The sequence below is a fragment of the Pseudomonas sp. SMN11 genome (assembly GCF_052041945.1).
Classification (GTDB): domain Bacteria; phylum Pseudomonadota; class Gammaproteobacteria; order Pseudomonadales; family Pseudomonadaceae; genus Aquipseudomonas.
Window position 1 is genome coordinate 79,318 of sequence record NZ_JBKGGW010000020.1, and the last position, 20,117, is coordinate 99,434.

The following is a 20,117-nucleotide window of genomic DNA, read 5'->3' on the forward strand; positions in this document are numbered from 1 at the left end:
TTGCTTCCTCTTAATGTGCACCAGTCAGCCTTTCCAGCAACATCGCAGTGCGAGATGGACGATGGGTGAAGCGCTCTTCGATATCGCTCAGCGAGGCGGCAGTGAGCCCGCTGTTGATGCCGAGCCAGCGCAAGGGTTCGCGTTCCCAGGACGGGGACCGGTGGTTGACCACCGGCAGGGTGTTTATCGCTTCGTCACGACCCAGAATCAGGTTGCGCAGCAGGCGGCCAGCCAGGTTGCTGGTGGCCACGCCGTCGCCTACGTAATTCCCGGCCCAGGCCATGCGGTTTTCCCGGTCGATGCTGACCGTCGGGCACCAGTCGCGCGACACCCCCAGGGCGCCGCCCCAGCGGTGGGTGACGCCGGTATCACGCAGGGCCGGGAAGAACTCGAGCATCGTGTGGTGGATCTTGGTGTGGATGCTGTCCACCAGGTCGGCCTGGTCAGGCATGCTTGAGCCCCACTTGTAAGGCGCGCCTCTGCCGCCAAACACCAGCCGCCCCTCAGCTGTGACCTGCCCGTATACACGCAGGTGGCGCATGTCGTTGAACGCCATGCGGTGGTCGAGGTTGAGTTTGGCCAGCAACGCGCTCGGTAATGGCTCGGTGGCCAGCACCAGCGAGTACAACGGAATCACGAAGCGGGACTTGCCCGGCTGTTGCGACGTAAAGGCCTCGGTGGCGCGCACGGTCATTTGACCACGCACCGCGCCGTGCTCAGTGCGCACCACGCCCGGCGCCATCTGCGTCACTGCCGATTGCTCGTAGATCTTCGCACCCAGGCTTTCCACCAGACGGGCCAGGCCACGCACCAGCTTGCCGGGGTGAATCAGTGCGCAGTGCTCGGTATACAGGCCGCCCAATACACCCTCGGCGCCGATGCGGTCGCGTGCCTGGCTTGCGTCGAGCAGCTGCCATTGCCGGGGCAGGCCAAAGCGTGCGGAACTTTCCACCGCAGCCCTCGCCCGCGCCATCTGCGGTGCGCTGCGGGCCAACGACAGAAAGCCCTGCTTGGCGTAATCGGCGTCAACGCCTTCCAGCGCAAGTACCCGGCCAATCTCGTCGACCGTGTCGTTCATCGCCGCCTGCAACTGCAAGGCCGCCTGGTGCGAATACAGCTGCTCGACCCGGTGCAGCGAGATGGGGAAGATCGCCGACGCCCAACCGCCGTTGCGCCCGGAAGCGCCGAAGCCGACTTCACGCTTTTCCAGCAACACCACGCGCAGGCCCGGGTCGCTCTTGAGCAAGTAGTACGCCGTCCACAACCCGGTGTAGCCGGCACCGACGATCACCACATCGGCCTGGGTGTCACCCTCCAGGCGCGCACGCGGCTGGCCAGGCTCGAACCACAGGGGCCGGTTGGGTAACTGGGATAGATCTGTTTTAGCTGACATGCGTTTGGCTTCCCGTTGATGCCTGGAACAGGGGTAATGGCGCGAGGGCGGTTCAGTCGATTGCCGGCTGGATAGCGCCCGGCGCGCGTTGCCGGCGCCTGCGCGACAACTGCAGGCAGCCGTAGGACACGGCGATGGCGAAGATGGCGACGATGCACTGCAACAGGCTCACCTGCATGGACGGGTCTAATGCCATGCTTGCCAGCACGGCGACGATCGAGGCGGTGACCAGCAGAGGCAGCCACGGGTGGCCCCACATGGCGAATTTCAGCGAGCCCTCGGCCACCCAGCGGCGGCGCAGCCTTAGCTGGGACAGGCAGATCATCAGGTAGACGAACAAGAACACCGTGCCGGACGAATTGATCAGGAACTGGAACACCGTTTCCGGCCACAGCGCCGCAATCACCACGCAGCCATAGCCCACCAAGGTGGAGGCGATGACACCCCGCACCGGCACGCCCTTGCGGTTCACGCCCGCGATCCAGCGTGGGGCTTCATTATTGGCAGCGAGCACGTAGAGCAGCCGCGAAGCGGTGTACAGCCCGGCATTGAGCACCGAGAGCACGGCCACCAGAATGACCACCGTCAGCATGTCGCCCGCACCCGGAATGCCGATGTGCTCCAGGGTGCTCACGAAAGGCGACTTGCCGGGCATGAGCACCGTCCAGGGTTGCGCGACGACGATGAAGAAGGTTGCCAGCACGAAGAACACCAGGATGCGCACCATCACGGTATTGACCGCCTTGCGGATATTGCGCGAGGGGTCCTCGGACTCGGCAGCCGCCAGGGTCGCCACTTCAACGCCGGTCATCGAGAAGATCACCACCACCACGCCGGTGAACAACGAGCCCACGCCATGGGGAAGGAACCCGCCGTGCTCGACGAGGTTGCCGAAGCTGGCATCCGAACCTGGCCACAGGTGCAACACGAATGCACCCGCCACTACCAGGAACACTACGATGGCGGCCACTTTCACGCCTGCGAACCAGTACTCGGCTTCACCGAACGAATGCACCGACATCAGGTTGAGCAAGGTCATCGTGACCATCAGCCCCAGGGCAATGCCCCACACCGGAATCGCTGGCAACCAGGCATTGATGATCTGCCCGCCGACGACCGCCTCGAAGCCGACGACAATGACCCAGAAGTACCAGTACAGCCAGCCGGTCATGTAGCCGGCCGGGCGCCCGAATGCCATCCGGGCGTAATCGACGAAGGAACCTTTGGCTGGGTGCGCTGCGGCCATTTCGCCCAGCATGCGCATGACCAGGGCGACGATGAGGCCAGTGATGGCGTAGGTGATGAAGGCGCCCGGCCCGGTGGAGGCGATTACCGCACTTGAACCCACGAACAACCCGGCACCGATAACGCCGCCGAGGGCGAGCATACTGATATGGCGGGTCTTGAGTGCACGTTTGAGGCGGGGGTCATGCTCTGACTGAATAGGCACTGGTTGTCTCCTTCTAATTATTAATGGTCAACACGGCCTGAGAAGGAGATTAAGCAGGTGGCTGGTTGATGAAAATCGACGGATTACGGAGTTGGGCAGGTGCCTTTGTACATTTGTACAAAGGGGGCATCACGACGGTCCCTTCCCAAGCATTGCAGCCCAGGCAGTGACGGCTGTGGGCTCGCCACCCACTACCCCAATCAACAGTGCAATTACCGGTGGGATGCCTGCCTTGATTCAGTGGTGAGGCATAAATCGAGCGCCGCCCGCACGGCGCTCGATCTCATAAGCGCTGAAGGTGTGGTGGCATGCACCTGGCGGTCCTGACGCGCCCTCAACCCCGGCCCATCAATGCCTCATGCCCAACTCGGCATCATCCATCAGCGCCTTGGCCATCGCGCTCAGGTAATGCGAGGCCCAGATCATCATCGGTTTTTCGTCCATCAGGCCGAGAATGGTCAGCTCGCGCACATAGCCCATGAGTTCCGAGGCTTGTTCGCGGGCATCGCGGCAGGGGATGCCGGGTTCGATGCGGAACAGCGGGTGGGTCTGGTTTTCACCTTGGAAGAAGGTGGTCTTGCCGACAGTGCATTGGGTGTCGTCTGTGGTCATGGTTCAATCTCCCTGAAAATTTGCTTTGCCTGGGCTGGCCTCTTCGCGGGACAAGCCCGCTCCTACAAGGGTTCGCGATTTCCTGTAGGAGCGGGCTTGCCCCGCGAAGAGGCCAGACCAAGCAGCACATCACCTGAGCTTCAGTGCAAGGTTCGAGGCTCGGTAGGCATCTGCACCTGAATCAACGCCGATTCGAGCAAGGCCCGCAGCGCCTCCATCTCATGCATCGAGGTCATCATCAGGATCGACGACGGTGATTTGGGATGTAGCAACAACGCCTGTTGCACCACGGTCGCCGCGCATAGCGCGTAGTCCGCAGCCTGAATAAGCGTGTCTTCGAGGGAATGAATATCGTGGGGTGGATCGGGGACGATCTTGAGCATGTGCGTACCTCTGTCGATGAGGCCGACACCTATCGCTGTCAAACAATTGGGTGGCAGCTGTGCATGGGTTGACAGACCGGTCGACAGAGATACCTAACCCGGCGCACACGAAGGTGCCCCACGCACAGCCACCATAGAGGTAAGCCGTACTTTTACTGTCGAAAACGGCCTGTCAAAGCCGTGTCGTTGAATGCAACGACAGGCCGAGACTAGAGCGCTGCGAGCGCAGCCGCAATGGATAACAGAGGGCAACAGTATCTTTGGGAAATGGACTACAAGGAAGGGAAAAAATCTGAATTTTTGTAGTAACCAGAAACGAAAAAAGACCCCGAAGGGCCTTCTTTCTTGCCTTACCGAAATACTTCGTTAAGGCCAATTTGGAGCGGGAAACGAGACTCGAACTCGCGACCCCGACCTTGGCAAGGTCGTGCTCTACCAACTGAGCTATTCCCGCGTCGTGATGGGTGCCATTCTAGCGATATCTGAAACGGCGTCAACCCCTTGATTCAAAAAACTTTTATTTTTGCTCGGAGCCTTCGCGCAGGTGCGGCCAGGCGGCCACCAGGTAGTGCACCATCGACCACAGGGTCAGTGCAGCCGCCACCAGCAGCAGGCCATAGCCCAGTACCACCCAGAAGCTCACCACCGGCGGGTTGGCCAGCAAGATCACCAGCGCCAGCATCTGCGCCGCAGTCTTCCACTTGCCGAGGTTGGACACCGCCACATGCGCCCTCGCCCCCAGTTCGGCCATCCACTCGCGCAGCGCCGAAACGACGATTTCGCGGCCGATGATCACCGCCGCCGGCAGGGTCAGCCAGAAGTTGGCGTGCACCTGCACCAGCAACACCAGGGCCACGGCCACCATCAGCTTGTCGGCCACCGGGTCGAGGAAGGCGCCGAACGGGGTGCTCTGCTGCAGGCGACGCGCCAGGTAGCCGTCCAGCCAGTCGGTGGCGGCGGCGATGGCGAACACCGTGCTGGCAGCCATGTAGCTCCAGTGATAGGGCACATAGAACAGCAGGATGAAGATCGGGATGAGCAGGACGCGTAGAACGGTGAGCAGGTTTGGAATATTCATCGGTACGACTGGCTGCGGGTTGAGCCCGGCATTCTACTCGCTATGCAGGCTGGCATAAATCGACTCGGCAAGCTTTTTACTGATGCCGGGGGCTTTGGCGATCTCATCGATACTGGCGCGGTTGAGCTCCTGCAGGCCGCCGAAATGTTTCAGCAGGTCGCGGCGGCGCTTGGGCCCTACCCCGGCGACGTCTTCAAGGCTCGATGTGCGGCGGGCCTTGCCGCGCCGCGCGCGGTGGCCGGTGATTGCGAAGCGGTGCGCTTCGTCGCGGATCTGCTGGATCAGGTGCAGCGCCGGGTTGTCGCCCTTGAGGGTGAACTCGTGGGCCACGTCGTTGAGGTACAGGGTCTCGAAGCCGGCCTTGCGGGTCACGCCCTTGGCCACGCCGAGCAGGGTCAGGTCGGTGAAGGCCAGCTCCTGCATCACTTCGCGGGCCATGTTCAGCTGGCCCTTGCCGCCGTCCACCAGCAGCACGTCGGGCAACTTGCCCTCGCCGTCCTTGATCCGCCCATAACGGCGGGTCAGGGCCTGGTGCATGGCGGCATAGTCGTCGCCACCGGTAACGCCTTCGATGTTGAAGCGGCGGTAATCCGACTTGATCGGGCCCTCGGGGCCGAATACCACGCAGCTGGCCACGGTGGCTTCGCCGCTGGAATGGCTGATGTCATAGCATTCCAGGCGCTGCGGCACTTCATCCAGGCCGAGTACTTCGGCCAGGGCCTCGAAGCGCGCGGCCATGTGCTGACGGTTGGCCAGGCGGGCATTGAGCGCCTGCTCGGCGTTGGTCACCGCCAGTTGCTGCCAGCGCGCACGGGTGCCGCGCACGCGGTGGCTGATGGTCAACTCGCGACCGCGCAGGCTCTGTACGGCTTCGATGATGGCCTCGAAGTCTTCGTGCACCACGTTGACGATCAGTTCGCCAGGCAGCTCGCGCTCGGCATTGCCCAGGTAGTACTGCGACAGGAACGCGGCCATGACTTCGGCCACCTCCTCCTCGATGCCCACCTGCGGAAAGAAGTTCTTGCTGCCCAGCACCCGGCCGCCGCGCACGCTGATCAGGTGCACACAGGCGCCGCCCGGGTTGACGAAGGCGGCGACCACATCGACATCACCGGAGCCGCCTTCGATGTACTGCTGGTCCTGGACCCGGCGCAACAAGGCAATCTGGTCGCGCAGTTCGGCGGCCTTCTCGAAGTTGAGGGCCATGGCCGCCTTTTCCATTTCCTCGTTGAGCTCGTTGCCCAGCTGCTGGCTGCGGCCTTCGAGGAACATCACCGAGTGACGCACGTCCTCGGCATAGTCCTCAGGCGTGACCAGGTTGGTGCACGGGCCTTTGCAGCGCTTGATCTGGTATTGCAGGCACGGTCGGGTGCGGTTGGCGAAGTAGCTGTCTTCGCACTGGCGCACGGAAAAGGCTTTCTGCAGCAGGCTGAGGCTCTCGCGAATGGCGCCCGCACTGGGGTATGGCCCGAAATAACGCCCTTTGGCTTTCTTCGCCCCACGATGAATGCCAAGGCGCGGGAATTCGCCGTCCGACAGGAACACGTACGGATAGGACTTATCGTCGCGCAACAGAATGTTGTACGGCGGGCGCCACTGCTTGATCAGGTTCTGCTCGAGCAGCAGCGCCTCGGTCTCGTTGGCGGTGATGGTGGTTTCGACCTGAGCGATGCGCCCCACCAGCGCGGCGGTTTTCGGCGCCAGGCCGGTCTTGCGGAAATAGCTGGCCAGGCGCTTCTTGAGGTTCTTGGCCTTGCCCACATAGAGCAGCCGCGCCTCGGCGTCGAACATCCGGTAAACGCCTGGGCGACCACTGCAGGTCGCCAGGAATGCGCTGGCATCAAAGATTTGTGACATGAAGGTTTACAGGCTTGCGTCAACCATACCGTGGCGAACGGCCAGCAAGGTCAGTTCGACGTCGCTGGTGACCGAGAGTTTTTCGAAGATCCGATAACGGTAAGTATTGACGGTCTTGGGCGACAGGCACAACTTGTCGGAGATGATCTGCACTTTCTGGCAGCCGACGATCATCAGGGCGATCTGGATTTCCCGTTCCGACAGCGCATCGAACGGCGACGCCTGCGGCTGGAACGACTTGAGCGCCAGCTGCTGGGCGATTTGCGGGCTGATATAGCGCTGGCCGGCAAACGCCAGGCGAATGGCCTGGACCATTTCGTCCAGCCCTGCGCCCTTTGTCAGGTAACCGGCGGCGCCGGCCTGCATCAGGCGGGTGGGGAACGGGTCTTCTTCACACACGGTAACCGCTACCACCTTGATGTCGGGGTGGCTGCGCAGCAGCTTGCGGGTGGCTTCCAGGCCGCCGATCCCAGGCATCTTGACGTCCATCAGCACGACGTCAGGCTTCAGTTCCCGGGCGAGTTTCAGCGCCGACTCGCCCGAATCCGCCTCACCTACCACCTGCAAGCCGTCGATATCAGCCAGCATGCGGGTAATACCGGTTCGAACCAGATCGTGATCGTCGACCACTAGGACCCTAATCAAGCAGACACCTCGTCAACAGGGCGATTGGATCCCGCCACCTTAACAAAATTTTTCATGGCGGACCTAGCGTAAAACTTCCTTCAGAAACGTCCGACGCTCATGACGTGGTTGCCGTGCCAGTTCACTGCTGCTGCTTTCACCCACCAGACGCCCCAGCAAGTGCCACAAAGCCGCCTTGTCGGCCGCCGGCAAACGCCGAAACGCGCCCAACAGACCGCTTTCATCCGCCGTCAGGCTTTCCAGCGGTGCCGGCGTGCGCTCACCGCTGAGCACATACAGCGCATCCACACCCCGGATCGCCAGTGCCGCCAGGTAGTCCGCCCGCGGCGTACGCTCACCACTTTCGTACTTACCCTGGGCGTTGGGCTCGACGCCACCGATATCACCGAATACCCGCTGGGTCATGCCCAGCCGTTCACGCTCTTCCCGCAGACGTGTACCGAGTCCTTTCATATGACGTTTCTCCTGGTTCCTTTGCCGTCATGGGTGCCGCTCACAATCCTGTAAGCAGTTGCAGACTGTGCAGTCACTATGCCCATCGCCGGCCAGCGTCGCAAGCCAGTATTGCGCCACCAGTCAGCCCTGCGAGGCCCTAATTTAGAGGGTTTGATAGGTCTGGCGGTACACGTCAGGCCGTACATCGCGAGGAATAAACCGCAAAGACGCCACGCCTTTGGCGTCACTTTATTGCCGCATGTAGCGCTAGCATTTTTTTGACGCCCAACTAACAACAACTTTAACTTATTGATTTTTAACGGTTTTTAAACTTTCACATAGAACTTGTAAGTTAATTTCAAACAAACATACATCAAGGCTTGCAATAAAAATAAAAACGCCTTTAGGCTGTAAAAAGACAACTAAGAAACAGCCTGCAACGCCACTTCTGAGCGCGGCTTACTTCTGCGCGTCTGCCATTTCGACAACTTCATGAACGATGTATCTCGGCCGGCTTTGCCGTGCCCCAGGGAGAGGGATCTATGAACATCAGCATCTTTGGACTTGGCTATGTTGGCGCTGTCTGCGCAGGGTGCCTGTCGGCCCGCGGCCACAATGTGCTGGGGGTGGACATTTCCCCGGCGAAAATCGAACTGATCAACCAGGGCAAGTCGCCCATCGTCGAGCCAGGCCTGGAGCAGCTGCTGCTGGATGGCGTCAGCAAGGGCCGCCTGCGCGGCACCACCGATGTGCAGGCGGCAATCCTCGCCACTGACCTGTCGCTGCTGTGCGTCGGCACCCCGAGCAAGAAGAACGGCGACCTGGACCTGGTGTACATGGAAGCGGTCTGCCGGGAAATCGGCACGGCCATGCGCGACAAGGGCAGCCGCCACACCGTGGTGGTGCGCAGTACCGTGCTACCAGGCACGGTGAAGAACGTGGTTGTGCCGATCCTCGAGCAATACTCGGGCAAACAGGCCGGCGTCGACTTCGGCGTGGCGGTCAACCCGGAATTCCTGCGCGAAAGCACCGCGATCCAGGACTATGACTTCCCGGCCATGACCGTGATCGGCGAATGGGACAGCCAGTCGGGCGACCTGCTTGAGTCGCTGTACAGCGAACTCGACGCGCCGGTCATCCGCAAGCCGATCGAAGTGGCCGAGATGATCAAGTACACCTGCAACGTGTGGCACGCGGCCAAGGTCACCTTCGCCAACGAGATCGGCAACATCGCCAAGGCCGCCGGCGTCGATGGCCGCGAGGTAATGGATGTGGTCTGCCAGGACCACAAGCTCAACCTGTCGCGCTACTACCTGCGCCCAGGCTTTGCCTTCGGTGGCTCGTGCCTGCCCAAGGACGTGCGCGCCCTCACCTACCGCGCCGCCAGCCTGGACGTGAAGGCACCGTTGCTCGACTCGCTGATGGCCAGCAACGTATCGCAGGTGCAGAACGCCTTCGACCTCATCGAGCGCCAGGACAAACGCAAGATCGCCCTGCTCGGCCTTGCCTTCAAGGCGGGCACTGACGACCTGCGCGAAAGCCCCCTGGTGGAACTGGCCGAGCGCCTTATCGGCAAGGGCTACCAGCTGCACATCTTCGACGAGAACGTCGAATACGCCCGCGTGCACGGAGCTAACAAGGAGTTCATCGAAGCGAAGATCCCGCATGTTTCTTCGCTGCTGCACAGCAACCTGGAGCAGGTGATCGACGACGCCGAGGTGATCGTCCTGGGCAACAACGACCCGCGCTTTGCCAGCGCCCTGCAAGCCGGCCACGGCAAGCAGGTGATCGACCTGGTCGGCTTCATGCCCGGCCTGAGCGACAGCCGCACCCAAGGCATCTGCTGGTAACCGCGCCGGCACCCACCGCGCTCCACCTGCCGCAGGCTCACGCCTGGGCGGGGTGGCGCGCGGGCACCGCAAAAACAGGAGTCAAGGCGACATGGATCGACAGCAACCACCCTTCGTGGCACCCGGCTACCTGCGCGCAGCCGCCAGCTTCTTCGGCTGGGCGTGCCTCGCCGGGCTGATCGCGCTGGCCTCGGAGATGGTCGCGCCGCAGTACCTGGACCCGAACCATCACCTGTTCATCTTCATCATCGGCACGCTGGGCATGTGGCGCTACGGCAACGCCATCGTCCACTACCTGCGCGGCATGTATTTCCTGCACTGGAAGTTCCCGCGCCTGCGCCGGCAGGTCGAGCGCCTGGGCGATGCCGCACTGCCCTCGCACATGTTCATGGTGGTGACCAGCTTCCGCATCCCGACCACGACCACCTTCAAGGTCTACCAGTCGGTGTTTCAGGAAGTGCAACGGCTGAACGTGCCGTGCACGGTGATCGCCTCGATCGTCGAAAAAGGCGACGAGACTTTCATCAAGGAGATCATGCGCAATGAGGTCAAGGACCGCGACGACATCAAGCTTGTGATCGTTCGCGCCCGTGGCACCGGCAAGCGTGACGGCCTGGCCCATGCCTTCCGTGCGCTGTCGCGGCAGATGCCGCTGAATGACGCGGTGGTCGGGGTGGTGGACGGCGACACCATGATGCTGCCCGGCTGTGTCGAGCGTGCGGTCAAGCTGTTCGCCGTACTGCCGGACGTGGGCGGCCTGACCACCAACGAATTCTGCGAAGTCGAGGGCAGCCGCTGGATGCGCCAGTGGCACTCGATGCGCTTCGTCCAGCGCCACATCAACATGTGCTCGATGGCGCTGTCGCACCGGGTACTGACCCTGACCGGGCGGCTGTCGTTCTTCCGCGCCGAAGTGATGACCGACCCCGAGTTCATCCGCGACGTCGAAGCCGACTTCCTCGAACACTGGCGCCTGGGTCGCTTCCAGTTCCTCACCGGTGACGACAAGTCGAGTTGGCTGAGCCTGATGCGCGCCGGCTGGAACACCTACTACGTGCCCGACAGCCACACCTTGACCGTCGAGCACCCGCCCAGCGACAGCTTCTGGATTGCCACCCGCCAGCTGATGTTCCGCTGGTACGGCAACTCGCTGCGGCAGAACTTCCGCGCCACCGCCCTGCTCGGCCGCGCCCGCCTGGGGCTGTTCACCCTTTACGTGCTGCTCGACCAGCGCGTGTCGATGTGGACCTGCCTGATGGGCCTGACCGCCTCGGTGGTGGCCGGCCTGGTGTTCGGCATCCAGTACCTGCTGGTGTACCTGTTCTGGGTGCTGATCTCGCGCAGCCTGGTGACGGTACTGTTCGTCTTCGCCGGCCACCCGGTCAGCCCGATGTACCCCTTCGTTCTTTATTACAACCAGATCGTCGGTTCGCTGATGAAGGTCTACGCGATGTTCCACATGGACCAGCAAAGCTGGACGCGGCAGAAGACCACCCTGGCCACTGGCAGCGTCGACTTCGACGCCCGCCTCAACCGCTGGTCCTCGAAGGCGATGCTGTGCTCGTCGATCGCCATCTTCTTCGGGGTCATCACCGTTCTCTTAGAACTCTCGCAACGTTAAGGAAAGGCGCCTGCACATGAGTACCACGAACATTCCCGCGGCCCCGGGCAAGACAGCGGCCAACATCGTCCACGAAGCGGTCGACGAGCGCCAGTACGTGCGCACCCGCATGAACGCGCGGGTGCGGCTGGCCAGTGCCGGGCAGGCCCCGTTCGAAGTGGCCCTGCAGGACATTTCGCTGGGTGGCCTGGGCCTGACCCACGACGCGCCGCTGAAAGTCGGCACGCTGTACGACGCCTCGATCCGCCTGCGCCTGAACCAGGTGGACCTGAACATCGACAGCAAGATCCGCATCGTCTCCCAGCGTGGCAGCGAAGTGGGCGCGCAGTTCGTCGAGCTCGATGCGCAGAAGCGCGACATCCTGCGCTACCTGATCAGCGCCTACATGTCCGGCGAAATCGCTGACATCAATGGCCTGTTCAATGTCATGCAGCGCGAGAACTACATCAAGGAACGCAAGCACAAGTACGCCAGCGCACGCACCCCGGGCGCCCGCCTCAAGGCCTTGACCGGCACCTTGCTGTACACCGCCGCCGGCGTCGCCGCGCTGGCATTCGTCGGCTACAAGGGCTACCTGCTGTTCTTCCGCATCCCGGCGCTGCAGGCCCAGGTGGCGACCAACGCCCAGGTCATCACCATGCCCGACAACGGCTATGTGAAGTACCTGCTGCCCGCCGGCGCCACCGACGTGCAGGCCGGCCAGCCGCTGGCCAGCATCTCCACGCAGCTGGCCACCAGCTTCACCAGCCCGGCCGACATGAAGGCGGTTGCCGACCTGTCGCCTGGCGACCTGCAGACCCTGCTCGGCCGCGCCACCATCGAGACGGTGATCAACAGCCCTTGCGACTGCACGGTTTACTACCCGAACCAGCGCCTGGACGGCTACGGCTACAAGGAAGCCCCGCTGATGCACCTGCTGCCCAAGGACCAGGGCCTGTTCGTGCGCGCCAACGTGCCGTTCGACAAGCTCGCCGATGTCGACCGGGTGAAGTCGGTGGACATGCAGGTGTTCGGCCTCGACCAGCACTACAGCGGCAAAGTGGTCGACGCACGCGTCGACGAGGTCAATCGCAACCTGGCACTGACCATCCAGCCTGACAGCCCGCTGCCGGCCGCGGCCTACCAGAAAGCAGTGGCGGTCGACCTGTTCATGGGCCTGCCGTTCGGCACAGCGCGCTAAACGGCCGAGGACGAAGACGCCATGACCGCCAATATGCCTCCCCGCCTGCTGCTGGCCGGCCTGGCCCTGGCCTGCGCCACCACAGCCAGCGCCGGGCAGAGCCTGGAACAGATCCGCTACGCGCTGTACAAGGACCCGTCGGCCGAGGTCACCACCGACCTGCGCGAACTGGCTGCCCGTGGCGACCTGGCCAGCACCCTGCTGCTTGGCGATGTGCTGGCCGGCCGCGAAGACGCCAGCCGCGCAGAAGTGCTGGCGCTGTACCAGAAGGCCTTTGCCGACGGCCATGGCATGGTCCCTGCACTGGCTTCGCTGGCCCGCCTGATCGACCGCACCCCGAGCCTGCGCGAGGCGCAGCGCCCGTGGATGGCGCAGGCACTGACGCGCTACCCGGCCAATCTCGACCCACGCAACACCAGCACCACGCTGGAAGTGTTCCTGACCTACCCGGAGCTGGTCGACACCGCCCAGGCCGCCCAACTGCTGGCGCTGTACGAGCAGGCCTGCCTGCTCAACTGCCGCCCCGAGCTGTACCACGCCGTGCTCGCCGAGCGCCAGGGCGACCGCGCCAGTGCCGAGCGCTGGTATCGCCAGGCGGTACGCGTGGACGTGCGCGCCCTGGACCGCTACTACGCTTTCCTCGGCGAGCAGCAGGACCGCCTGTTCCCGCCCTTCGCCGACCAGCTCGAAGCTGAGCGCGAGCAGTTGCCGGTGGAGATCATCCACCGCGTCGCCGCGCTGCTCGACAGCATCACCAGCGTGCAGCGCGCCGAACAGGAAGCCGACCGCTACGAGAACCAGGCCAGCGCACCCGGTGCCGAGAAGCTGCCACCCACCCCGGAACAACTGGCCCGCGAAAAAGCCCAGAGCGATGCGCTGAACCTGGCCACCGCCCGTGTCCAGCGCTGGCGCGATGTGGCCGTGGCCCGCGGCTTCGTGCCGGCCATGGTGTCCAAGGCCAACTACATGATCTCCAACCCGACCGAGCACAACGCCGAGGAAACCCAGGCGCTGATCGACCAGGTGCGCGAGCGCGAGCCGACCCGGGCCAAGGCCCTGCAGGCGCAGTTCTACATGGTCAACAACTGGCTGACCCTGGATCCGGACAAGGCCCGCGCACTGATCGAAGAGCTGCGCGCCAGCGGCTACCCCGGTGCCGGCCTGCTGCTGGGCGAGTACTACAGCAAGGGCGTGGCGGACCAGCCCGACCAGGAAAAAGCCCTGGCGCTGTTCCAGGCCGAAGCCGACAAGGGCAACACCGCCGCCTGGTACCGCATGGCCACCCTGCACGCCTACGGCCGTGCCCTGTGCCACGACCCGGTCAAGGCCTACACCTACGCCCGCGTCGCTCTCGACCTGGGTGAGCGCAGCGCGCGCAGCCTGATCAAGCGCCTGGAAAAGACCCTGCCAAAGGATGACATCGAGCGTGCCCTGGCCGCTCGCAACGGGCTGTTCAAGGAGGCCACCCTGTGAAAGTGCATCACCCCCTGTTCGGCGCCCTGCTGGCCCTGGCACCGCTGCCAGCGGCCTTCGCCGCAGAAGAAATCACCGGCCCCGAAGCCGACAGCAACGAACCGGTGCGCGTCGCCGCGCTGGATGGCAGCGAGCCGGTGATCACCTCGGAAGTGTTCAACAAGCTCACCGTGCAGACCGGCTACGGCCCCGAAGACTCCCAGGTCGGCAGCGACCGCGAGATGTTCTACAGCCTGCGTTACGAGCCATCGTTCGCCTGGTACTCGCCGGAAAAGCGCTGGGCCAAATGGATGGTCTATGGCCGCCTGTGGCTGAACTACGACTCCAGCCAGTCGAGCAACCTGACCAACGAAGCGTCCAACGCCAACGAACGCGAGCAACCCGAGGGCTGGTACGCCGAACTTCGCGAGCTATACGTCAAGCGCAATCTGATCGGCGACGACCCGCGCTTCTCTGCCTCGTTCGGCCGTCAGCGCTTCTATGACGACTACGGCATCTGGTGGGACGACAGCCTCGAATCGCTGCGTTTCAATTACCAGGACACCTTCAGCGAGGCGTTCTTTGCCGTCGGCCAGAAGTTCCACAACTACAACACCGACGTCAACCGCCTGGCTGACAGCGAAGAGCGCACCACTTACCTGATGGGCCAGTACGCCTACCGCTGGAGCCAGAACAACCAGGTCGGTCTGCGCCTGATGCACGAGAACGACCACAGCGGCCACGAGGCCGACGACCGCTATGACTTCAAGGGCATGCGCTACGGGCTGTTCTTCAAGGGCGACAACCTCGCCTACCCGGTGCTCAGCGACTACCACCTGGAACTGGCGGCGCTGGACGGCAAGATGGACAACACCGACGGCAACGGAGTCACCACCACCGGCCACAGCAGTAAGGGCTGGGCGGTGCTGGGCGAAGTCGGCAAGCGCTTCGACAGCCTGGCGTGGACCCCGCGCGTGGCGCTGCGAGGCGGCCTGACCGACAAGCCCAGCGACGAGAACGACGGCTTCCGTCTGAACGCCATCCAGTCCGACCGCATCACCCGCACCGGCTCCTACAGCACGCGCCTGACCAGCTCGTTCGTCGCCCTCGACCTGCGCAACCTGAGCTACTACGGCTTCGCCGTGGAGACCCGCCCCACCCCGCGCAGCGCGCTGGACCTGCGGGTAACCCAGCTCGACCTGCGCGATGCCGACGGCACCCTGCCGATCCGCATGAACGGCGATCAACGCGCCGAGCGCAACCGCGCCATTACCCAAGGCAGCAACGGCAACGGGCGCAATGTCGGGCAGATGATCGACCTCAACTACTACTGGAAGATGTTTCCGGTGGCTATCGATGGCAAGCACCTGGACGTCAACGCGCTGGTCAGCGCCAGTTACCTAAATGCCGGCAGTGCATTGGAAACCGGCGATGACTACCAGCTGAGCGTCGGCGTGGTGATCAGTTACTAAGGAAGGGCCGTGCCATGATCTTCGCCTCCAACGTGTTCCTGTTCCTCTACTTGCCGCTGTTCCTGGCCGTGTACTTCCTGGCAAAGGCGCAGTGGCGCTCCACTGTGATCGTGGCCGCCAGCTATATCTTCTATGCCTGGTGGCGGCCGGACTTCCTGATGCTGTTCGTTGGCATCACCTACTGGAACTACTGGTTCGGCCTGCGCATCAAGGCACGCCTGGACGCCGGTAACAAAACCATGGCCCTGCGCCTGCTGTGGATCGGCATCGCCGGCAACCTGTCGACCCTGGGCTACTTCAAGTACGCCAACTTCGGCGCCGAGGTGCTGGCCATGCTGCTGGCGCCGCTGGGCATCAACACCTGGACGCTGGAGAACATCTTCCTGCCGCTGGGCATTTCGTTCTATGTGTTCCATGCCCTGAGCTACATCGTCGACATCTACCGCAAGGACGCCACGCCAACGCGCAACTTCATCGACTTCGCCGCCTTCGTCGCGCTGTTCCCGCACCTGGTGGCCGGGCCTATCCTGCGCTATAGCCAGCTGGCGCCGCAGCTGCGCGAACGCACCCATTCGCTGGAGCTGTTCTCGCTGGGTGTATGCCGCTTCATGCTCGGCTTCATCATGAAGGTGCTGATCGCCGACCGCCTGGCGCCGATCAACGTGCTGTTCGTCAGCGAAGGCACGCTGCAGTTCGCCGATGCCTGGTTCGGCCTGGTGATCTCGACCCTGCAGCTGTACTTCGACTTTGCCGGCTACAGCCACATGGCCCTGGGCCTGGCACTGATGATGGGCTTCCGTTTCCCGGAAAACTTCAACCAGCCCTATGTCTCCCAGAGCATCACCGAGTTCTGGGCACGCTGGCACATGACCCTGGCGCACTTCCTGCGCGACTACGTGTACATGCCACTGGTTCGCAAGCGCGTGGCCGGTGCCCTGCCGGCGCTGATCTGGACCATGCTGCTGTCGGGCCTGTGGCACGGCGCGAGCTTCGCCTTCATCTGCTGGGGCCTGTTCTTTGGCGTGGGCATGGTGATCGAACGCAAGTTCAACCTGGCGACCAAGGTCAGCACCCCCTACCACCTGGGCCGCAACCTGCGCACCGGGGGGCTGATCCTGCTGAGCATGCCGCTGTTCTTCACCATGGACCTGCGCCACAGCATCGACATCTACCAGGCGCTGTTCGGCCTCAACGGCTTCGGCTCGCTGGAACTGTACGTGCTCGGCGCCTCGAAGATGGCCATGGCCTTCGCCCTGGTGGCGCTGGCCTGGCTGGTACTGGCGGGGATCAACAACGTGCGTTTCTACGCCGGCAACAAGGACGGCTACTTCATGCGCCATGTCGGCGCGCTACACAGCGTGTTGCTGTGGGGCGGTTTCCTGCTGGCGCTGAGCAGCCTGGCGGCCAACTCGTTTTCGCCCTTCCTGTATTTCCAGTTCTAGGAGACGGCCATGTACCCGGTGATGAATTCGGCCAGCAAGGCCAATGGCATTCTGTTCGTGGTGGTGTTGGCGGCAATGTTCGTCTATTCGCTGCCACCGGTATTCAGCTTTGCCCGCACCTCGACCGACACCTGGAACCTGTTCGTCGACGGCAAGCTGCTGCGCAAGTTCGAACAGGCCTACGACAAGCGTTTCTTCCTGCGTGACCCGTCGGTGGAGCTGTGGGCCGATGCCCAGTTCCACCTGTTCGGCGAAGGTACCAAGGGCGTGGTGCTGGGCAAGGACGGCTGGCTCTACACCAACCAGGAATACCGCGTGCCCAACGACCTCGAGGCCAACGTGGCGAGCCAGCTGGAGCAGATCGCCAAGGTCCGCACGCAGCTGGCAGAGCATGGCAAGCAGCTGGTGATCCTGCCGCTGCCGATGAAGCTGGACGTGTATGCGGCCCATGCCCAGCATGCCTTCGACCCACGGGTGACCAGCCTCTACGACCACTTCGTCGGCGAGCTGCAAAACCGCCATCTGGACGTGGTGCCGCTGCGCGGGGCCTTCCTCGCCAACCTCGACGGCCCGCAGCTGTTCCTCAAGTCCGACACCCACTGGAGCCCGGAAGGCGCACGGCTGTCGGCCTACGAGCTGGCGCGCCAGCGCCCGCAACTGCTGGGTGACCAGGTGTACGTGTCGCGCAAGGCCGGCGAGAAGAGCGTCAAGGGCGACCTGATGAACTACATCCAGTTCGACCATGCGCGCCTGGCGCCACAGTTCGGCCCCAACCCGATCGCCCTGTACGAAACCCTGAAGGCCTCGCAAGGCGCCGACGACCTGTTCGCCGAGGAAAACCAGAGCCTGCTGCTGGTCGGCACCAGCTACAGCAAGATCGACGACTGGAACTTCGTCGGCTTCCTCAAGGAGGCGCTCAACCGCGACCTGCTGAGCGTCGCCGTAGAGGCCCGTGGCCCGTTCGAGGCAATGAACCAGTTCCTCGCCAGCGACCAGCTGGCCAACACGCAGATCGACACCGTGGTCTGGGAATTCCCCCTGCGCACCCTGCTCGCCCACCGCCCCGGCTCGCTCAGCCGCAGCGCTGCGCCCCAGCATTTCTGACGATTCAAGGAGAGCCTGATGAAACTTACCCAACTGTTCACCACCATCGCCCTGGCCGCTGCCAGCCATGCCGCCCTGGCCGCCGAAGGCAACGCCGACCTGTACGATGCCGTGGCCCCGGCCGACTCGGCGTTCGTCCGCGTGCTGAACCTGTCCGACAGCAACATCGACGTCACCCTCAGCGGCAAGGTCAACCCGCAGCGGGTCGCCGCCGGCCAGCTCAGCGGCTACCGCTTCACCCCTGCCGGCCCGCACAAGATCGCCGTCGGCGGCAAGTCGATCGAGCCGCAGCTCAAGGCCAATGCCGCCAGCACCGTGGTCTACGACGGCAAACAGCTGAAGCTGATCAGCGACAAGTACGTCAACGAGCCGAAGAAGGCACAGATCGCCTTCTACAACCTGACGGCCAACCAGGCCGCGTTGAAAACCTCCGATGGCAAGCACGACGTGGTCGAAGCGCTTGGCAATGGCGAGACCGGCACGCGCATGGTCAACGAGATCAAGATCGACTTCGCCGCCTACCAGCAGGACACCAAGGTCGCCAGCTTCGACGAGCAGTTCCTCAAGAAGGGCCGCTCCTACAGCTACGTGCTGCTGCCCGGCAACCGCAGCATGACCCTGGCCAACAGCATCGACCCGACCGAGTGATGATTGCCCTGCAAGGATGAATGGCACATGAAGACCCTTGTACCTTTTGGCCTGAGCGCTGCCCTGGCGTTGCTCAGCCTGCCCGGCCAGGCCGCGCAGCCGGCCCCGGCTGCCCAGGTGGCCAAGCCTGGCTGCGAGAACCTGCAGTGCATGGTCTGCCCGGCCTTGAGCGACCCGCAACACTATGCTGAAGGGCGCATGAAACTGATGCGCGAGATCGTGCCTGGCAAGGACCGCTGGCTGTTCCGCTCGGCCGTCGACCTGACCAATGACTTCGGCATCCCAGCGCCAATGCGCCCGGAGTTCGCCCGCCTGATGCAAGCCTTCGAGCGCCAGGGCATCCATGTGGCCATGGCGATCCAGCCGACCCGCGGGCTGATGCACCGCGACAAGCTGTTCGCCGACCAACTGCATGGTTTCGACTACGCCCGCGCCAGCAACAGCCTCAGTGCCTACCTCGGCCAGTTGCGCCAGGGGGGCGCGGTGGTGGCGCCGATGATGCAGCTGGTGCAGCAGCCGCCGAAAGGCGAGTACTTCTTCCGCCGCGACCACCACTGGACGCCCACCGGCGCCGAGGCCACCGCGAAACTGATGGCCGAAGAGATCCGCCGCCAGCCGTTCTATGCCGGGCTGACCAAGAAGGCATACCGCACCGAGCCGGGCGTGATGGTGCCCAAGGACGGCACCATGAACCTGGCGATGAGCAGCATCTGCGGCAACAACTACGGTTTCCAGTACGTGCGTGGCTACCAGACCATCCCCGTGGCCGCAGGCGCCGACGCGCTGTTCGACGAGGCTCCGGACCCGCAAGTGATCCTGGTCGGCGACAGTAACGCCGCGGCCCGTGAGGACGAGAGCAAGCAGTTCAACTTCGATGGCTACCTGAAACAGTATCTGGATGTCGATATCCTCAACTACGCCCTGCCTGGGGTGGGTGAAGATGGCTCGCTGCTGGAGTACCTGTTGTCCAGCGACTACAAGCCCAAGGCACCGCCCAAGCTGATCGTCTGGGAGCTGCCGGCCAACTACCGGCTCGATTCGCCGCTGATGTATCGCCAGCTGGTGCCGGCGGTTCAGGGTGGTTGTTCGGCAAGCAAGGAAGTGCTCGGCGCGAAATTGCAGCGCCCGGCCTTGAAAGTGGGTGAGCGCATCGAGCTGCTGAGCAATGCCGGCAGTGGTCGCCAGGCGCTGTCAAAAGGGTTCCTCGACATTCGCCTGAGCGACAAGAACGTCAAGGACTTCTACATCATCGTCTATTACGACAACGGCGCGCGGGACAAGGTGTGGTTCCGCCGTGACGCGGTGGTGACCGGTGGCCAGTACTACCTGGAACTGAACAAGGCACCGGAGTTTGCCGGGGCCAACCTGTTGTCGGTGTTCATGGAGCCGACCAAAGCCGGGACTGTGGCGACCGATGTGGAGACCCGGCTATGCCTGTAATACCGCTGATTGGGGCCGCGTTGCGGCCCTTGGGGGGGGGGGGCGGAAAAGGAGG

General features: G+C 63.3%; 17 protein-coding genes and 1 tRNA gene. 9 read left to right on the forward strand and 9 right to left on the reverse strand.

Annotated elements, in window-relative coordinates:
* Positions 1 to 10: 10 nt before the first annotated feature.
* The 9 genes from ACLEJU_RS17490 to ACLEJU_RS17530 form a co-directional block, all read right to left on the reverse strand.
* Positions 11 to 1,393, reverse strand: a complete 1,383-nt coding sequence (locus ACLEJU_RS17490; RefSeq protein WP_440776729.1) for an NAD(P)/FAD-dependent oxidoreductase — start codon at positions 1,391 to 1,393, stop codon at positions 11 to 13.
* A 52-nt stretch (positions 1,394 to 1,445) separates the two neighbouring features.
* Positions 1,446 to 2,843, reverse strand: coding sequence for an amino acid permease (locus ACLEJU_RS17495; RefSeq protein WP_440776730.1), 1,398 nt, complete (start codon positions 2,841 to 2,843; stop codon positions 1,446 to 1,448).
* A 348-nt stretch (positions 2,844 to 3,191) separates the two neighbouring features.
* Positions 3,192 to 3,455, reverse strand: coding sequence for a DUF3077 domain-containing protein (locus tag ACLEJU_RS17500; RefSeq protein ID WP_099814584.1), 264 nt, complete (start codon positions 3,453 to 3,455; stop codon positions 3,192 to 3,194).
* A 140-nt stretch (positions 3,456 to 3,595) separates the two neighbouring features.
* Positions 3,596 to 3,838 carry a hypothetical protein gene (locus ACLEJU_RS17505; RefSeq protein WP_435424659.1) on the reverse strand — a complete coding sequence of 81 codons (243 nt, stop codon included), beginning with the start codon at positions 3,836 to 3,838 and terminating at the stop codon, positions 3,596 to 3,598.
* Between the two features lie 378 nt (positions 3,839 to 4,216).
* A tRNA-Gly gene (locus ACLEJU_RS17510) sits at positions 4,217 to 4,292 on the reverse strand.
* Positions 4,293 to 4,355: 63 nt separating this feature from the next.
* Positions 4,356 to 4,916, reverse strand: coding sequence for a CDP-diacylglycerol--glycerol-3-phosphate 3-phosphatidyltransferase (gene pgsA, locus ACLEJU_RS17515; protein ID WP_028626065.1), 561 nt, complete (start codon positions 4,914 to 4,916; stop codon positions 4,356 to 4,358).
* A gap of 33 nt (positions 4,917 to 4,949) precedes the next feature.
* Positions 4,950 to 6,773 (reverse strand): excinuclease ABC subunit UvrC, encoded by a 1,824-nt coding sequence (gene uvrC, locus ACLEJU_RS17520; RefSeq protein WP_435424658.1) that lies wholly within the window; start codon positions 6,771 to 6,773, stop codon positions 4,950 to 4,952.
* Positions 6,774 to 6,779: 6 nt separating this feature from the next.
* Positions 6,780 to 7,418 (reverse strand): response regulator transcription factor GacA, encoded by a 639-nt coding sequence (gene gacA / locus ACLEJU_RS17525; RefSeq protein ID WP_054884910.1) that lies wholly within the window; start codon positions 7,416 to 7,418, stop codon positions 6,780 to 6,782.
* 63 nt (positions 7,419 to 7,481) lie between these two features.
* Positions 7,482 to 7,871, reverse strand: a complete 390-nt coding sequence (locus ACLEJU_RS17530; RefSeq protein WP_435424657.1) for a helix-turn-helix domain-containing protein — start codon at positions 7,869 to 7,871, stop codon at positions 7,482 to 7,484.
* A gap of 524 nt (positions 7,872 to 8,395) precedes the next feature.
* On the opposite strand from ACLEJU_RS17530, the gene ACLEJU_RS17535 reads away from it, so the two are divergent.
* The 9 genes from ACLEJU_RS17535 (at position 8,396) to ACLEJU_RS17575 (ending at position 20,062) form a co-directional block, all read left to right on the forward strand.
* Complete coding sequence (locus tag ACLEJU_RS17535; RefSeq protein WP_435424656.1) at positions 8,396 to 9,703, forward strand: nucleotide sugar dehydrogenase; 1,308 nt, start codon at positions 8,396 to 8,398, stop codon at positions 9,701 to 9,703.
* A 91-nt stretch (positions 9,704 to 9,794) separates the two neighbouring features.
* Positions 9,795 to 11,324 carry a glycosyltransferase gene (locus ACLEJU_RS17540; protein ID WP_435424655.1) on the forward strand — a complete coding sequence of 510 codons (1,530 nt, stop codon included), beginning with the start codon at positions 9,795 to 9,797 and terminating at the stop codon, positions 11,322 to 11,324.
* Between the two features lie 16 nt (positions 11,325 to 11,340).
* Positions 11,341 to 12,504: a PilZ domain-containing protein gene (locus ACLEJU_RS17545; RefSeq protein ID WP_435424654.1), complete on the forward strand. Its 1,164-nt coding sequence runs from the start codon at positions 11,341 to 11,343 to the stop codon at positions 12,502 to 12,504.
* Positions 12,505 to 12,525: 21 nt separating this feature from the next.
* Positions 12,526 to 13,977 (forward strand): sel1 repeat family protein, encoded by a 1,452-nt coding sequence (locus ACLEJU_RS17550; protein WP_435424653.1) that lies wholly within the window; start codon positions 12,526 to 12,528, stop codon positions 13,975 to 13,977.
* Positions 13,974 to 15,428: an alginate export family protein gene (locus tag ACLEJU_RS17555; RefSeq protein ID WP_435424652.1), complete on the forward strand. Its 1,455-nt coding sequence runs from the start codon at positions 13,974 to 13,976 to the stop codon at positions 15,426 to 15,428. The genes ACLEJU_RS17550 and ACLEJU_RS17555 overlap by 4 nt, the downstream gene beginning before the upstream one ends.
* Before the next feature lie 14 nt (positions 15,429 to 15,442).
* On the forward strand, positions 15,443 to 16,870 hold the full coding sequence (locus tag ACLEJU_RS17560; protein ID WP_435424651.1) for an MBOAT family O-acyltransferase: 1,428 nt from the start codon (positions 15,443 to 15,445) through the stop codon (positions 16,868 to 16,870).
* Between the two features lie 9 nt (positions 16,871 to 16,879).
* Positions 16,880 to 17,974 (forward strand): alginate O-acetyltransferase, encoded by a 1,095-nt coding sequence (locus ACLEJU_RS17565; protein ID WP_435424650.1) that lies wholly within the window; start codon positions 16,880 to 16,882, stop codon positions 17,972 to 17,974.
* An 18-nt stretch (positions 17,975 to 17,992) separates the two neighbouring features.
* The gene (locus ACLEJU_RS17570) at positions 17,993 to 18,622 is read left to right on the forward strand and encodes an alginate O-acetyltransferase AlgF (RefSeq protein WP_435424649.1); all 630 of its coding nucleotides are present in this window, start codon (positions 17,993 to 17,995) and stop codon (positions 18,620 to 18,622) included.
* Between the two features lie 27 nt (positions 18,623 to 18,649).
* On the forward strand, positions 18,650 to 20,062 hold the full coding sequence (locus ACLEJU_RS17575) for an alginate O-acetyltransferase AlgX-related protein (RefSeq protein ID WP_435424648.1): 1,413 nt from the start codon (positions 18,650 to 18,652) through the stop codon (positions 20,060 to 20,062).
* The last annotated feature ends 55 nt before the right edge of the window (positions 20,063 to 20,117 follow it).

Excerpts from the sequence above, each read along its gene's own strand:
- pgsA (WP_028626065.1), bottom strand. The coding sequence starts at position 4,916 with ATGAATATTCCAAACCTGCTCACCGTTCTACGCGTCCTGCTCATCCCG.
- ACLEJU_RS17575 (WP_435424648.1), top strand. The coding sequence starts at position 18,650 with ATGAAGACCCTTGTACCTTTTGGCCTGAGCGCTGCCCTGGCGTTGCTC.
- ACLEJU_RS17565 (WP_435424650.1), top strand. The coding sequence starts at position 16,880 with ATGTACCCGGTGATGAATTCGGCCAGCAAGGCCAATGGCATTCTGTTC.
- ACLEJU_RS17545 (WP_435424654.1), top strand. The coding sequence starts at position 11,341 with ATGAGTACCACGAACATTCCCGCGGCCCCGGGCAAGACAGCGGCCAAC.
- ACLEJU_RS17490 (WP_440776729.1), bottom strand. The coding sequence starts at position 1,393 with ATGTCAGCTAAAACAGATCTATCCCAGTTACCCAACCGGCCCCTGTGG.
- ACLEJU_RS17540 (WP_435424655.1), top strand. The coding sequence starts at position 9,795 with ATGGATCGACAGCAACCACCCTTCGTGGCACCCGGCTACCTGCGCGCA.
- ACLEJU_RS17535 (WP_435424656.1), top strand. The coding sequence starts at position 8,396 with ATGAACATCAGCATCTTTGGACTTGGCTATGTTGGCGCTGTCTGCGCA.
- ACLEJU_RS17530 (WP_435424657.1), bottom strand. The coding sequence starts at position 7,871 with ATGAAAGGACTCGGTACACGTCTGCGGGAAGAGCGTGAACGGCTGGGC.
- ACLEJU_RS17505 (WP_435424659.1), bottom strand. The coding sequence starts at position 3,838 with ATGCTCAAGATCGTCCCCGATCCACCCCACGATATTCATTCCCTCGAA.
- uvrC (WP_435424658.1), bottom strand. The coding sequence starts at position 6,773 with ATGTCACAAATCTTTGATGCCAGCGCATTCCTGGCGACCTGCAGTGGT.
- ACLEJU_RS17570 (WP_435424649.1), top strand. The coding sequence starts at position 17,993 with ATGAAACTTACCCAACTGTTCACCACCATCGCCCTGGCCGCTGCCAGC.
- ACLEJU_RS17500 (WP_099814584.1), bottom strand. The coding sequence starts at position 3,455 with ATGACCACAGACGACACCCAATGCACTGTCGGCAAGACCACCTTCTTC.
- ACLEJU_RS17560 (WP_435424651.1), top strand. The coding sequence starts at position 15,443 with ATGATCTTCGCCTCCAACGTGTTCCTGTTCCTCTACTTGCCGCTGTTC.
- ACLEJU_RS17550 (WP_435424653.1), top strand. The coding sequence starts at position 12,526 with ATGACCGCCAATATGCCTCCCCGCCTGCTGCTGGCCGGCCTGGCCCTG.